A 15,782-nucleotide genomic window follows, 5' to 3' on the forward strand; every position below is an offset into this window, starting at 1 on the left:
AAAGTCATTGTTTGTTATGCTAACATTATTGATTTATTGCCGTTACGATCCACTTGGTGTCTGTCGAAGAATAAATCAATGAGATAGTACCAGCTCCATTCGTATTCACATTTCCTCCATTCATTGTAAGGATCTGGTTAGCACTACTGCTACCTGCATTCAGGTTCCCCAGTGTCATGTTATTATTCACAGTGTTATACAGGGTGATCATCTGACCATCTAATCCTGCTGTAATACCTGTAATAGTGAATGAAGAAGTAGGGCCAGTGATCCTTATAAAAGAAGCATTGGCCGGTAGCGCCAGATTATTAACGGTAGTAGTAGCAGCGGCAAAAGCCAGTGGTGATGTTGCAACTGTTAATGTTGTAAATGCACCTGACGCCTTTGTAGTAGCTCCTACTGTTACACCATCCAGTGCCGTAGTCTGTTTCACATCACCTGTTGCATTTATTACCAATGGATTACCTGTACCACTGCCTGACAGGTTAGTGATACGTATTGCATCATTGTTGGCATTTACGTGTAACCTTTTTACAGGCGTAGCGCCTGCCAGTCCTATACCAAAGCTGCCATCGGTAGCAACTCTTGCAACTTCTGTATTGTTAGTTCTGATGACAAACGGCTGTGCGTCTGTTGTTCCTATAAAGTTGGTTGCCGGAGCAGTACCTGCATTACCTGTCAACGACCATCCACTGCCTGTTGCTGCTGCAGGTGCCCATGAAGAGCCATTATAGGTCAGTACCTGTCCGCTTGTTGGTGCGGTGGATGATACAGTAACCCCTTGTAATTGATTCGCATTCCAGATAGCGCTTGAAGCATTCGCATCCAGTACATTGCTGCTTAAGGTTAAGGTAGTACCTAAACCAATAGTTGCAACATCCCCGCTACTGTTATTTCTTCCTACTAACCTGTCTGAAGTACCTACGCTACCTGAAAAATTAAAAGTACCGTTTACCATCAGATTTCTTGTAGGTGCAGTACCATTCATATTAATACCGGCATTACCATTCTGTAACCTCATGATTTCAGTGAATACAGGGCCGATATAATTATAACTTTTGAATACGATAGGCTCATCTCCATCATCTCCGATAATAAATTCAAAGCCTCCGCCATTGTTTGTACCGGTAGCACCAAACTCAAAATAGTCTGTACCGGCAGAAGGTCCTTTCATTCTGAAATTACCATCTGAGGTAGTCCACATTTTAGGTTTATAGAAATTCACTGTTGCCGGTACTTCGAATTGCATGGCAGAACGTATATATGTTACTTTCTCGTCCGGATCGGTATAATCAGTATAACCCTGTACAAGACCTAACGTTTGTCTGCGTGCGAATTCCAGGTAAGATAAGTTATTGGATTTGATGACCATTGCCTTGTCATCTGTGTTTCCAAGAAATGCAGTACCTGCATTACCTGTATTACCAGTGAGCAACCAGTTATTGGCAGCAGGATTACTAGTCACGATCACATCTCCGCTGGCATTCAAAGCCAATACATTCGTAAGCGGTGATTGCAACGTTGCTGCCCCCATTCCCGTAAGACGTAACCCGGATAAACCGGAAGCGGCAACTGTACCACCTACTTCCAACGTTCTGTTTGGAGTGTTGGTACCAAGCCCTAAACGGTTATTGGTATTATCCCAGAAGAAATTGGCATTATTCTGAGATACTAACCCACTGGCCCCTGTGAATAAAACAGAACCCGTAGTCAGTGATGGCAGACTTAACGTACCATTTAAAGTTGTATTACCAGTTACCCCAAGTGTTGAGCCCAGTGTAGTAGCACCTGCAGTATTAAATGTACCGCCTACACCACCATTGCCACTAATATTAAAATTCGCCGTTTGTGTACCTGAACTGATATTCTGAATATAATTCGTTGAGCCGGAAGGGATGTCCGCAGCAGCAAGGGTAGTTCCTGATGTTACACGACCTTTGGCATCTGTTGTTACTTTAGTATAAGTACCTGCTGTACCTGCATTTGCCAGTGTTGTGGCTATGCTCGTAGTACCGCTACCTGTCACATCACCGGTTAATGTGATAGTCTGGTTGGCAGTAAGGTAAGAAGGTGTAAAGAATTCATATGCAGTAGCACCCGGATTTACGCGTACTAACTGTCCCGCAGTACCGATTGTTCCTATTCCTGTACCACCTCTTGCGATTGGTAAAATACCTGAAGTGATTTTGGAAACATCCAGAGTAGGAATATCCAAAGGATCTAATGCTCTGAAAGCAGGTATTCCGTTTGCAGCAACAGGTGCAGCAAATACAGTATTTAAGGTTTGCGAAGCTAATGCACCTGTTAAAGTGCCGGATGATGTAACCGGACTGTTACTCACAGTAAAAATAGATGGCAATGCCAATCCTACAGAAGTAACGGAACCGGCTGTACTACTCCTGGGTAACCATGTGCTGGTAGCATTATCCCAGGCAAGCACATCGTTATTAGCAGGAGCATTGGTGGATATATTACGTCCCTGGAGCTGCGAAGCGTTCCAGAGAGCAGAAGTATTTAAAGCTGAAATAACGCCTGCACCAGATAAGTTAATACCGGTACCTGCGCTGAATGCTGATCTGGCCCTCGTATCTGTATAATAGAGGTTCACAGATTCAGAAATATCGTTGGTGGTTAAGCTAACAACAGGACCTGTTTGTCCGTTTACGGATGTAATGCTATTGGTTTCGTCTATCAGTTTTCTCCAGATACCATTCTTCCTTATATACAATAATTTATCAGTTACAGAATAGATAAGCATGCCATCAGGGGCTGTGCTTAAAGGCGCTACAGAATAATTGCTGATACGGGGTAATAATAATCCCTGCTTATCACTGTTCAGATCTAATAAAGCAGATTTCACAACTACATTAGGAGTTGTGCCCAGCGTTAATTGCTGAGCCAGTACAAATCGGGTTAACAATAAAAACAGGCACAAGAGTGCTATACTGTATTTCATTGTTCTCATAGATAATAATAATTGGGTTCTAGAAACATTTGCTACAATAAGATTAACAGGAGTGGTATAATACCACTCCTGTTAATGAATCAATTATTATTTCTTGACAATATACCAGGCAGTACCATCTGTCTGAACAGTAATGAATGTCCAGTCATTGTAGATCATGTAAGTAGTGCCACCTTCAATGTTAGCACCACCAGCAGATACAATAGTGATCGGATTATCTATATCTCCGGTACCTATTTTCTTAATAGTGTAAATACGGCCTACATTACCTGTACCTGCAGTTGAAGAAGGAGCAGGCAAAGTTACTGTGAATCCACCACCTGTAGCATTCGCCAGGATAGTATTATCAGCATCTGTGATAGTATATGCAGCAGTTACCGGTTTGATAGACATTGCTACAGAACCTGTTACCTGGAAAGTAGATGAGCTGGTATCTGTTGCACCTACAGCCACTTTAGAAGCAAAAGCTTTGCTACCTCCAAAAGTCTGTGCAGTTGTAGTTACCAAACCACGCTGAGCTGCGGTATGAGTAGCATCTAAAGCACTCGCATCAGGAATATTGAAAGTAACTGTCTTGGCAGTACCATCAGCAACGATATTGAAATCGGTACCGGTAGTTCCACCCTGGAATTCAACACTTGTACCACTTGTAGAAGCAGTTGCACCACCAGTAGTGATGAACTGTACAGCAGTACTCAGTGCATCCAGATTAAACGCTTTCTTTTCAACAGTATTAGTTGCTGTATTCTTAACCAGCAGGTCATAAGAAGCAGCGGTAGGAGTAGCAGCAACTGAACCTAAAGTAACAGCACCACCTAAAGTAGAAGCGCCAACTACATTTAACGTACTGTTAAGGGTAGTAGCACCTGTTACCCCTAATGTACTACCAACAGTAGTAGCACCGGTTAAGGTAGAAGTACCGGCAACACTCAGGTTATTTGCTAAAGTAGCAGCACCAGTTACACCTAATGTACCACCTACAGTAGTATTACCGGTTACATCCAGTGTACTGTTAAGGGTAGTAGCACCAGTTACACCCAAAGTACCACCAACAGCAACAGCACCGGTAAAGGTCTTGTCGCCACCGAAGGTTTGTGCAGTGGTGGTAACGATACCAGCCAATGTTGCGCTGGCAGCTACTAATTCCAGTTTATAACTTGCAGTAGCGGCATTGTATGTGATCTGACCACCTCTGTTTTCCTGACCAGCAGTAATAGTGGTGATGAAATCTGCGATGGTAAAGTTATTACCGGCAGCCAGTGACTGTAATTTATCCCAGTCAGCTTTTGTTATGAAACCATATGGAGCGGTTGAAGACGCAGCCATAATAGGTGTGTTAATAGTGATCGCTTTTGTTGTTGCATCTTCCGTTACGTTCATGGTGGCAAAAGCAGAATCAGCTTTTACGGCAACATTACTTAACAGGGAATTAAAAGCGGTGATAGGTAATGTTCTTTTAGAAACAGTACCGGTAGTAGGATCGATCACCATTACATCAAATAAGGTGGCGCTTGCGGCAACCTGTTTTAACTGTACGGTACCATCTGTCTGGATACTGATACCTTCCGTAGCGTTAGAACGGAGAGACAACGGCATTGCGTCGGTAGTTCCAACGTAATTAGCGGCTGTAGTACCGGTATTACCAAGAAGGCTCCAGCTGGTTACAGCATCAGCAGCGCTGGAAATCTTTACCCAGGCACCTGCTTTACGCATGTATACCCCTTCAGTAGCTGTGACACCACTGGCGAGATAAACGATCATACCATCTACGATATCGGTTCCGATAGCCGCATTAATGGCTGTAAAATCTGGTAGCCTTGGTAATAACAGACCCTGCTTGGTAGTTTCCAGATCCAGGATGGCTGATTTTTTAATTACAGAAGGATTGGTACCTATTTTCATCTGGGCATTAGCCGCAGCTGCAACCAGAGAAATAGCTCCGGCCATAATGAGTGTGCGCGAGACATTGCGTATAACTGCTTTCATAGTATAGGGATAGATAGATTTAATTGTTAATTGATTATATAATGTTTAACCGTTTATTAAAAAGTTATATTAAAAAGCGCCGGTTAAAAAAGTAGTGGATGTATATCGTTCACGTATTGTCATTGTCCACGAATCTGAACTATCTGATTATAATTGTATTGTACAAATGTATAATATTATTAAACTTCATAAAATGACATCAATGTATCATTTTGGGAATCAATACATTTGTATATATATCTGATTATCATTGATTATTAGTTATAATGCAAAAAAAGGGGGATAAGGGGGAGATTAAAACAATGCCTTTTTTCATTGTAAATGATGGAGTTATGTAATATACTCCCTGAATACATCTAACACGTTAGTGCTATAATATGAATTGTAAATGACTTGTTAACTGGTATTTTAGTACTTACAGATGTTAAAATAATACCATTATTGAGATTTTAAGTAGAATTGAATAACACGTTTGTAGAAATAGTACTACAAGGGATAATGGGTATTTTGTTTATAAATGAGGGAAAGTCATCTTTCCGGAAAAATCTTATAGTTGAATGTGGAGAAGGTAGATCTATAAATATATGTTAAAATTAAAATCTATCTAAAACAACTGTAAATCATAACACCTAAGTGGTAGCAAAAGGGCAAAAAAAATCCCGGGACAATGCCCGGGACTCTTTCAAAAACAATCTTATTAAATAAATTTAAGCACTTCCTCTCCCATTGCTGCTGTACCTAGTACTTTGTCAGCAGGTGTTTGAGAATTGGCGATATCTCTTGTCCGGAAGCCTGCTTTTAACACTTTATCTACCGCACTAATAACCATTTCTGATTCGGCCTTCATATTAAAGGAGATGTCCAGCAACAGAGCAGCAGATAAGATGGAAGCTAACGGATTAGCCACTCCCATACCTGTAATGTCATGAGCTGAGCCATGAATAGGTTCATATACGCCAGTACCATCGCCTATTGAAGCGGAGGCCAGCATGCCCATAGAACCTGCTATCTGTGATGCTTCGTCTGTGAGAATGTCACCAAACAAATTTGCTGTAACGACCACATCAAAACGACGCGGATCTTTTATCAGCAACATAGCCGTAGCATCAACAAACTGGTGTTCTACTTCAACATCAGGATATTCTAAAGCTACTTTCTGTACTACTTCTCTCCACAACCTCGATGTTTCAATTACATTTGCTTTATCTACAGAACATAATTTCTTTCTTCTGGTCCTGGCAGCGTCAAATGCCTTACGGGCAATACGCTCTACCTCATAACGGCTGTATTCCGCAATATCATAGGCGGTATCTCCATTATTCTTCCTTCCTTTTTCACCAAAATAAATATCCCCGGTCAGCTCACGGAAAAACAAAATATCAGCTCCTTTTAAGATCTCCGGTTTAATACTGGAAGCTTCCAGCAATTCATCAAACAATTTGATAGGACGAAGATTAGCATACAATCCCAATTCCTTGCGCATTTTCAGCAAACCCTGTTCCGGTCTTACTTTAGCTGAAGGATCGTTATCGTATTTCGGATGGCCTACAGCGCCAAATAATACCGCATCAGAGTTCCGCATCTTCTCAAGCGATTCATCCGGTAAAGGGTTTCCTGTAGCCTCAATAGCCACATGACCAATCAATGCTTCATCGTAAGTAAATGTATGTCCAAATTTTACAGCGATTTTGTCTAAAACTTTTTTACCAACTGCTGTTACTTCCTGTCCTATTCCATCACCTGGAACAATTAAAATATGCTTGGTTGCCATAGTTTATATTAAATTGAGCATTTTTTGTGTTGCTTTTATTGCTGATACTGTCTGATCACTATCAAGCCCTCTTGTCTTGAATTCTTTATTACTATAGCTCCAGGTAATAATTGTTTCACATAAAGCATCAGTTTTACCACCTGGTGGTATACGAACAGCATAATCTGTTAATGTGGGTAATTCCTGCTTCTTCTTCTTATACACTTTCTTCAGTGCATTCATAAAAGCATCATATTGCCCGTCACCTTGTGCATGTTCTTCAAACAGTTCACCATCAATCACAATTTCCAGCGTTGCAGAAGGTCTGAGCCTGCTTGCATGAGTAAGCACATAGTTCTCTATCCTCACTTTATTCTCAATCGTGTTACTGTCCAATATATCGGAAATGATATAAGGAAGATCTGCCTGCGTAACTACTTCCTTCCTGTCTCCCAGTTCAATGATACGCTGCGTTACTTTTTTGAGGTCCGGTTCGGAGAGCAGTATGCCCAACTGCTGCAAATTGTTTTCGATATTGGCTTTACCGCTTGTTTTACCTAAAGCATATTCACGCTTGCGACCAAAACGCTCCGGCATCAGGTCGCTGAAGTACAATTTATTCTTTTTGTCGCCATCAGCATGAATACCGGCTGTTTGTGTAAACACATTCTCCCCTACTACCGGTTTATTAACCGGGATACGGAAACCTGAAAAGGTTTCTACCAGTTTACTTACAGTGTATAATGATTTTTCCGCCACTGAAGTTTTTACAGAAGGCATAAAATCATTCAATACGGCAATCGCACTGGCTAAAGGTGCATTACCAGCCCTTTCACCCATCCCATTAATAGTAAGATGGATCCCATGTGCACCCGCTTTTACTCCTTCCAGCACATTCGCGGTACCCAGATCATAATCATTATGTGCATGAAAATCGAAATGAATACCCGGATAGCGCTGCACAATTTCTGAAATATATGTATACACTTCAGAAGGAATCAATACACCTAAAGTATCCGGTAACATGATCCTTTTTACAGGCAGATGCTGTAAAAAATCCAGGTATTGAAAAACATATGCTTTAGAGTCGCGCATACCATTACTCCAGTCCTCCAGATACACATTACACTCCAATCCCTTCTTCTTTGCGAGTGCAATAACAGCAGCTACCTCCTCAAAATGCTGTTCAGGTTTTTTCTTTAACTGGTGTGTTAAATGATTAAGGGAACCTTTCGTCAGCAGGTTCATTACTTTGGCTCCTGCTTTCTGCATCCATTGTACAGAAACATCACCATCAACAAACGTCAGTACTTCTATCTTATTTAAAAAGCCGTTTGCCTTTGCCCATTTGGTAATAGCTTTTACAGCAGCAAATTCTCCCTCAGACACACGGGCTGACGCAATTTCGATCCTGTCCACTTTTACTTCGGTTAATAAAAGCTGGGCAATGGTCAATTTTTCAATCGGAGAGAAAGAAACACCGCTGGTTTGTTCACCATCACGGAGTGTGGTATCCATTACCTCAATATAACGCTGGCTAACTGACATAGTAGTTCTGAACTGTTTTTTTAATACATGCTTTTTTCAGCAAACAACTGAATTTCGCTTTTCATGGCCTGCAGATAATCAATATCATCATAGCCATTCGTCATGTTATGCTTTTTATAAGTATTGATATCAAATGATTCACTTTCCCCTGTTGTGAGGATGGTAATCTTCTGCTCAGGAAGGTTCACTTCAAGTTCTGCTGCAGGATTTGCTTCAATAGCCGTAAATATCTTGTCTAAAAATACAGCGCTTACCTGTACGGGTAATATGCCGATGTTCAGAGAATTGTTCTTAAAGATATCAGCGAAAAAACTAGATACCACACAACGGAAGCCATAATCATATATAGCCCATGCCGCATGCTCACGGCTGCTGCCGCTTCCAAAGTTTCTGCCGCCTACCAGTATTTTGCCTGAATAAATAGGATTATTCAATACAAAATCTCTTTTCTGTGATCCATCTGTGTTATAGCGCCAGTCGCGAAAAAGATTATCGCCAAACCCTGTACGCTCAGTTGCTTTTAAAAAACGGGCGGGAATGATCTGATCAGTGTCCACATTTTCAATCGGCATAGGAACCGCTGAACTTTTTAATACTGTGAATTTATCGTAAGCCATTTTTTATAATTTTTTGTTTCAATACTATTCAGCCATTAATGCTCTCGGATCTGTTACAACACCGGTTACGGCTGCTGCTGCTGCCACCAGAGGACTTGCCAGCATTGTTCTTGCTCCTGGTCCCTGTCTTCCTTCAAAATTCCTGTTGCTGGTACTCACTGCATATTTACCTGCAGGAATTTTATCATCATTCATTGCCAGACAGGCCGAACATCCTGGCTGACGTAGCTGGAATCCTGCTTCAGTCAATATATCCAATATCCCTTCGTCTTTAATTTGTTGTTCAACTATATGAGAACCGGGTACTATCCATGCAGTAATATGTTCTGCTTTTTTACGGCCTTTTACGATAGATGCAAATGCACGGAAATCTTCAATACGTCCATTGGTACAGCTACCAATAAATACATAATCCACCTTTTTCCCAATCATTCCATCTTCTTCATGAAAGCCCATATATTCAAGTGACTTTTCATAACTGGCTTTACTACCACCGGCTTCCGCAGCAGCAGGGATATGCCTGGTGATGCCCATACCCATACCCGGATTGGTACCGTAGGTGATCATAGGCTCTATATCTGCCGCATCAAAATTATATTCAAGGTCAAAACCTGCACCTTCATCAGTTTTCAATGTTTTCCAGTAGGCAAGCGCTGTATCCCAGGCAGCTTCTTTTGGAGCTTTTTCCCTGCCTTTGATATAAGCAAAAGTAGTTTCATCAGGTGCGATCATACCACCACGGGCACCCATTTCAATACTCATATTGCAAACAGTCATACGGCCTTCCATACTCATGTTCTCAAATACATCTCCGGCAAATTCAACAAAATAACCGGTAGCACCCGCCGCAGTCAATTTAGCAATGATATAGAGTACCACATCTTTAGGAACAATGCCTTTACCCAGCTTACCATTTACTTTTATGCGCATTTTCTTTGGCTTGGGCTGCATGATACATTGTGAAGAAAGTACCATTTCCACTTCGGAAGTACCAATACCAAATGCAATAGCTCCAAATGCACCATGAGTAGACGTATGTGAATCCCCACAAACAATGGTCATACCTGGAAGTGTAATCCCGTTTTCGGGGCCTACCACATGTACAATACCATTCTTTGGATTACCCAACCCCCAATGCGAAATACCATATTTTGCCGAATTGGTTTCCAATGCTTTCAGCTGATTGGCAGAAAGTGCATCCTGCACAGGCAAATGCTGATTGATGGTAGGTGTATTATGATCGGCTGTAGCGAATGTCTTTCCGGAGAACATTACTTTAAGTCCCCGACTTTCCAAACCCAGGAATGCTACCGGGCTGGTTACCTCATGGATAAAATGCCGGTCTATAAAAAGTACATCAGGGCCATCTTCAATTTTCCTGACCACGTGGGAATCCCATACTTTGTCAAATAATGTAGTTGGTATCTGGCTCATTTGTCATAATTTAAAAGTGAGTGTAAAATTCTTAAAATATATCCAGATAATCACCATTTTATCTGAATTATTTCTAATAATAACTTAGATCCCTTACAAATCCAGGCCACAGGAACTGCAAAAAAGCTCCATAATCATAAAATTTATTTTATAACTAATTTATAAACAGCAGAATATTAACACTAAAGTGCTACAGTTTGGGCCAAAAAAAATCCCGGGACAGTGCCCGGGACTCTTTCAAAAACAATTTTTATCAACTATGGCTTACTGTTTATGCTTCTTTCTGATCAGAGATCGTGTTCTTTTCTTCTGAATTCTTCAGAGTGAAAATCAGTTTCTGATTTTCCTTGTCGAGGTCAGCGATCAGAATATCTCCGTTGTGAATATTCATATTCAGTATCTCTTCTGCCAAAGGATCTTCCAGGTATTTCTGGATGGCTCTGTGCAGCGGACGTGCGCCGAATTGCTGGTCGTATCCTTTCTCTGCGAGGAAGCCTTTCGCTTCTTCTGTCAGTTCCAGGCTGAAGCCCAGGTTTTCGAGGCGTTTCAGCACGCTCTTCATGGTGATATCTATGATAGTGTAGATATGTTCCTTGGAGAGGGAGTTGAATATGATCACATCATCTATACGGTTCAGGAACTCAGGAGAGAAGGTACGTTTCAGTGCTTTTTCAATCACTGATTTAGTATTCTCGTCTTCATTGCCTGATTTAGCGGCAGTTGTGAAACCAACACCTGCTCCGAAGTCTTTCAACTGACGGGCTCCGATGTTAGAGGTCATGATAATCAGTGTATTTTTGAAATCCACTTTACGGCCAAGACCATCTGTGAGGATACCATCGTCCAGCACCTGCAACAGGATATTGTAGATATCCGGATGTGCTTTCTCGATTTCATCCAGCAGGATCACGGAGTAAGGTTTACGGCGAACTTTTTCAGTCAGCTGACCACCTTCTTCATATCCTACATAACCCGGAGGCGCTCCGATCAGACGGCTCAGGGAGAATTTCTCCATGTATTCCGTCATATCGATACGGATCAGTGCATCTTCGGAATCGAACATGTAGCGTGCCAGCGATTTAGCCAGCTCGGTTTTACCCACGCCTGTTGGTCCGAGGAATATGAAAGTACCGATTGGTTTCTTAGGATCTTTCAATCCTACACGGTTACGCTGTATTGCTTTGGTTACTTTGCTGATAGCATCATCCTGTCCTACAACAGCGCCTTTCAGGTCTTCACCCATGCGACGCAGTTTCTCAGTTTCGGCCTGTACCATCCTTTTAACAGGGATACCGGTCATCATGCTCACTACTTCAGCAATTGCTTCTTCATCAATCGGGTAGCGTTTGTGCTTCACTTCTTCTTCCCACACTGCTTTTGCACGTTCCAGGTCTTCACCCAGTTTCTTTTCAGTGTCGCGCAGAGCTGCTGCTTCTTCGAAACGCTGGCTCTTTACTACTTTATTTTTTTCCTGCTTGATATCTTCGATCTGTTTTTCCAGGTCGAGGATGTTGGTAGGAACGTTGATGTTCTTTAAATGTACACGGGCACCTACTTCATCCAGTACGTCTATCGCCTTGTCGGGCAGTAAACGGTCTGTCATGTAGCGATCGCTCAGTTTCACACAGGCATCGATTGCATCCTGAGAGTAGCTTACGTTATGATACTCTTCATAACGGGGCTTGATGTTATTGAGGATCTGAATGGTTTCATCTACGGTTGGAGGTTCTACCATTACTTTCTGGAAACGACGGTCTAAAGCACCATCTTTCTCGATGTACATGCGGTATTCGTCCAAAGTAGAAGCACCGATGCATTGCAGTTCTCCGCGAGCAAGTGCCGGTTTGAAGATGTTGGAAGCATCCAGCGAGCCGGAAGCACCACCAGCACCAACAATCGTGTGGATCTCATCAATGAACAATATCACATCCCGGTTCTTCTCCAGTTCATTCATGATAGCCTTCATCCTTTCCTCAAACTGACCGCGGTACTTGGTACCAGCCACCAGTGCTGCCAGGTCGAGACTCACCACGCGCTTGTCAAAAAGCACACGGGATACCTTACGCTGCACAATGCGCAGTGCCAGGCCCTCTACGATAGCGGTTTTACCCACTCCCGGTTCCCCGATAAGGATTGGATTATTCTTTTTACGGCGGGATAATATCTGCGATACACGCTCAATTTCCTGCTCGCGACCCACGATCGGATCTAAGCTGCCACTCTCGGCCAGCTTGGTAATATCCCTGCCGAAATTATCCAGCACGGGAGTTTTAGACTTTGTATTAGTTTGTTTGGCTTTCGAGGCAAAACTCTTGCGTTCATCTTCAAATTCTTCCTCTCCAGGATCATCAAACTCTGCTTTGGGATCAGCAGATTTTACAAAGCCCAGTTCGTTTTTAAAAGTGTCGTAATCCACGTCAAACTGTTGTAAGATTTGTGTACAAACGTTTTCTTTATTCTTGAGGATAGAAAGCATTAAATGCTCTGTCTCTACAGTAGGGCTTTTCAGCGCCTTTGCTTCTAGTACGGTCACCCGTATAACCTTTTCTGCCTGCCTTGTAAGCGGGAGACTATTGATATTGGCGATGTTTTTTCCTGTCTTGTCTTTGACGGCCAATTCAACCTCCTTACGCAGTTCATAAAGGTCTACATTTAAAGCCTGCAGAATTTTAACAGCTGTCCCTTCCCCTTCTCTTATAATGCCGAGCAGCAGGTGTTCTGTGCCGATGAAATCATTCCCTAAGCGAAGAGCTTCCTCCCTGCTGAACGAAATAATTTCCTTTACTTGCGGTGAAAAATTCTGGTCCATTGTGAGAATATTAAATTATTAAAACCCTTACGGGGACTTGCTTATACAATATTAGCAAATAATTTTGATTTACCTTTACCCTAACACTTTAATAGTATAGGAGAGAGTGAAGTAAGAAGAAGGCTGTTTTTTGGCAGGATTCCAGATTACTTATTTACTAATTTATAAAACAAAATCTTGCTAATGAAATTCAAAATTGATACCAAAGAAAAAATAGTGGTAATAAGTCCGGAAATTAATGAGTTGAATGCTAATTTGGCAGCCCCCTTTATCACCGGCATCTCCGAATTACCTGAATTGGAAGGACGTAACCTTATACTGGACATGGCATTGGTGGAAAAGGCCGACGATACTGGGATTCAAGCCATATTAACAGTCTATCACCAGCAGTATGACAGCGCCCTCTCCTGCGCGTTAACTGGTCTTAACAGTGCTTTAACACTTCTCATCAAACAAGCAGACGAAACCGTGTATAACCTTGCTCCTACTATGGCTGAAGCAATTGACCTGGTGATGATGGAAGACCTTGAAAGAGAGTTACTGCAGGACGAAGAATAATTTCTCTGTGTATCAATCTGATGCCAAATGTTATTCCGAAATATGGATTTATGTTCCATTTTACGGAAAATGATTTCTAATTATTTATTTTCGGGCATGTTTGCGGTAACCATCTTAGGTAATAATTCAGCTATCCCCACGTTAGACAGACATCCGACGGCACAGATAGTTACATGTAATGATCAGTTGCTGCTCGTAGACTGTGGTGAAGGCACCCAGCTGCAAATGGCCCGTTACAAAATCAAAAGAAGCCGGTTAAGGTATATCTTCATCAGTCATCTGCATGGAGATCACTACTTTGGACTGATAGGACTCCTAAACAGTCTTAGCCTCTTAGGCAGAACAGAGACTTTAACTGTATTTGCTCCTCCCGAACTGGAAACTATTCTCCTTCTCCAGCTTGAATGCTCCGGTACTACTCTTCAGTTTCAATTACAATTTGTTCCCTTAACAGCAGAGAACCATGGTGTTATCCTGGAAGATAAGGAATTGCGCGTCAGCTCCTTCCCTACCAGACACCGTATTCCCTGTTATGGTTTCATCTTCGAACTACAGAAACGTAAGCGCAAGATTATCCCGGAACAAGCCAGGGCATATGAAATACCTGCGGCTTACTTCTCCAAACTGCAGGAAGGCGCTGATTACCAGCGTAAAGACGGACTACTGGTGAAAAACGACTGGGTAACATTCCCGCCTTTACCAGGCAAAAGGTATGTGTACTGTGCGGATACCATGTATACAGAGGAACTCCTGCCCTATGCAGAAAAGGCAGATCTCCTTTACCATGAAACAACTTATCTCCATAATCTGGCTGAAAGAGCAGCTGAACGTTATCACAGCACCAGCGTGCAGGCAGCTACCCTTGCGTTGAACGCGGAGGCTAAACGACTGATAATCGGGCATTTCTCTTCCAAGTATTCCGATCTGGCACCTTTCCTGGAAGAAAGCCGTCCTGTATTTGAGAATACAGACCTCGCCGAGGAAGGAGTTACTTATCTTATTTAATTTGATTTTTTGGGTGCAGGGCTTCGCCCTGCAAAAACCCCTTTAATTGTTTTGTGATGGTGCAAAGCACCATCACAAAACAATTGTTGTAAATATGTATAAAAAAATCCCCGTCTACAAGACGGGGATTGATATTTTAAGAGGCAAATGCCCCACTTATTTGTAATTCTTAGAAAAAGCGCTGATCCGGCTCTTTAAGCCATCACTCACCGGTACTACCGGTAAACGGAACACGTTTTCGCCAATTCCGGCATCATGTAAGAAGGCTTTCACCCCGGCAGGGTTATTCTCTTCAAACATCAGATCAAACGCTTCCTGAAGCTTATAATGCAATTTACGGGCTAATGGCATATCGTTCCCCAGGGCAGCTTTAATCATACCAGATACATCTTTGGCAAAATAGTTCGCTGCTACTGAGATCAGACCATCCATACCGGCAGCTACCTGCGGCATAGCCAGTGCATCATCCCCGCTTATTACCAGGAAGTCTTTCGGCTTGTCTTTGATGATCTGCATACACTGCACCATATCCCCGCTGGCTTCCTTCATAGCTACGATGTTCGGAACTTCGTGAGCCAGTCTGAGCGTGGTCTGGGCACTCATATTACGGCCCGTACGGCCGGGAACGTTATACAGGATGATTGGCTTCGGAGAGGCAGCAGCAATCGCTTTGTAATGCTGGAAGATCCCTTCCTGACTAGGCTTGCTGTAATAAGGCGCAACGCTCAGGACCGCTATCGCCTGATCCAGGGGACAGGTTTCCAGTCGCTTCACCACATCACGGGTGTTATAATCACCAATGCCTACCACTACAGGAACACGCTTGCTTACTTTTTCGAATGTGAATTTCATCAGGTCCAGCTTCTCATCTGCGCTGAGAGTGGGTGTTTCTCCGGTGGTACCCAGGGGCACTACATAGTCTACCCCACCGGTAATCACATGATCAATCAATCTTTCAAAAGCATTCCAGTCGATGCTTTCATCCTTTTTAAAGGGCGTAACCAGCGCAACGCCGGTGCCTCTTAATTGTTCCATATCTTATTAAATTCCAGATAACAAATTCCAAATTACCTCTTTCCGTCTCCCCAAGAAGCTGCAAAGATGATAATT

Annotated in this window: 10 protein-coding genes; 2 read left to right on the forward strand and 8 right to left on the reverse strand. The window is 42.5% G+C overall.

The window, feature by feature from the left end; genetic code table 11:
• Positions 1-25: 25 nt before the first annotated feature.
• The 7 genes from BMW86_RS03535 to BMW86_RS03565 form a co-directional block, all read right to left on the reverse strand.
• On the reverse strand, positions 26-2,956 hold the full coding sequence (locus tag BMW86_RS03535) for a beta strand repeat-containing protein (protein ID WP_089779025.1): 2,931 nt from the start codon (positions 2,954-2,956) through the stop codon (positions 26-28).
• A gap of 96 nt (positions 2,957-3,052) precedes the next feature.
• The gene (locus BMW86_RS03540) at positions 3,053-4,951 is read right to left on the reverse strand and encodes a beta strand repeat-containing protein (protein ID WP_143056471.1); all 1,899 of its coding nucleotides are present in this window, start codon (positions 4,949-4,951) and stop codon (positions 3,053-3,055) included.
• Positions 4,952-5,648: 697 nt separating this feature from the next.
• Positions 5,649-6,722 (reverse strand): 3-isopropylmalate dehydrogenase, encoded by a 1,074-nt coding sequence (gene leuB / locus BMW86_RS03545; RefSeq protein WP_089779030.1) that lies wholly within the window; start codon positions 6,720-6,722, stop codon positions 5,649-5,651.
• A gap of 3 nt (positions 6,723-6,725) precedes the next feature.
• Complete coding sequence (locus BMW86_RS03550; protein WP_089779032.1) at positions 6,726-8,249, reverse strand: alpha-isopropylmalate synthase regulatory domain-containing protein; 1,524 nt, start codon at positions 8,247-8,249, stop codon at positions 6,726-6,728.
• 20 nt (positions 8,250-8,269) lie between these two features.
• Positions 8,270-8,866, reverse strand: coding sequence for a 3-isopropylmalate dehydratase small subunit (gene leuD, locus BMW86_RS03555; protein WP_089779033.1), 597 nt, complete (start codon positions 8,864-8,866; stop codon positions 8,270-8,272).
• 24 nt (positions 8,867-8,890) lie between these two features.
• Positions 8,891-10,300: a 3-isopropylmalate dehydratase large subunit gene (gene leuC, locus BMW86_RS03560; RefSeq protein WP_089779035.1), complete on the reverse strand. Its 1,410-nt coding sequence runs from the start codon at positions 10,298-10,300 to the stop codon at positions 8,891-8,893.
• A 271-nt stretch (positions 10,301-10,571) separates the two neighbouring features.
• Positions 10,572-13,109, reverse strand: coding sequence for an ATP-dependent Clp protease ATP-binding subunit (locus BMW86_RS03565; RefSeq protein WP_089779037.1), 2,538 nt, complete (start codon positions 13,107-13,109; stop codon positions 10,572-10,574).
• A 183-nt stretch (positions 13,110-13,292) separates the two neighbouring features.
• On the opposite strand from BMW86_RS03565, the gene BMW86_RS03570 reads away from it, so the two are divergent.
• Positions 13,293-13,667 carry an STAS domain-containing protein gene (locus BMW86_RS03570; protein ID WP_089779038.1) on the forward strand — a complete coding sequence of 125 codons (375 nt, stop codon included), beginning with the start codon at positions 13,293-13,295 and terminating at the stop codon, positions 13,665-13,667.
• A gap of 69 nt (positions 13,668-13,736) precedes the next feature.
• Positions 13,737-14,672 (forward strand): ribonuclease Z, encoded by a 936-nt coding sequence (locus BMW86_RS03575; RefSeq protein WP_255372839.1) that lies wholly within the window; start codon positions 13,737-13,739, stop codon positions 14,670-14,672.
• 156 nt (positions 14,673-14,828) lie between these two features.
• Here BMW86_RS03575 and dapA read toward each other — a convergent pair whose 3' ends face one another.
• Positions 14,829-15,707, reverse strand: coding sequence for a 4-hydroxy-tetrahydrodipicolinate synthase (gene dapA, locus BMW86_RS03580; RefSeq protein WP_089779040.1), 879 nt, complete (start codon positions 15,705-15,707; stop codon positions 14,829-14,831).
• Between the last annotated feature and the right edge of the window lie 75 nt (positions 15,708-15,782).

The sequence above is a fragment of the Chitinophaga sp. YR573 genome, from assembly GCF_900110995.1.
In the GTDB taxonomy this organism is placed as follows: Bacteria; Bacteroidota; Bacteroidia; order Chitinophagales; family Chitinophagaceae; genus Chitinophaga.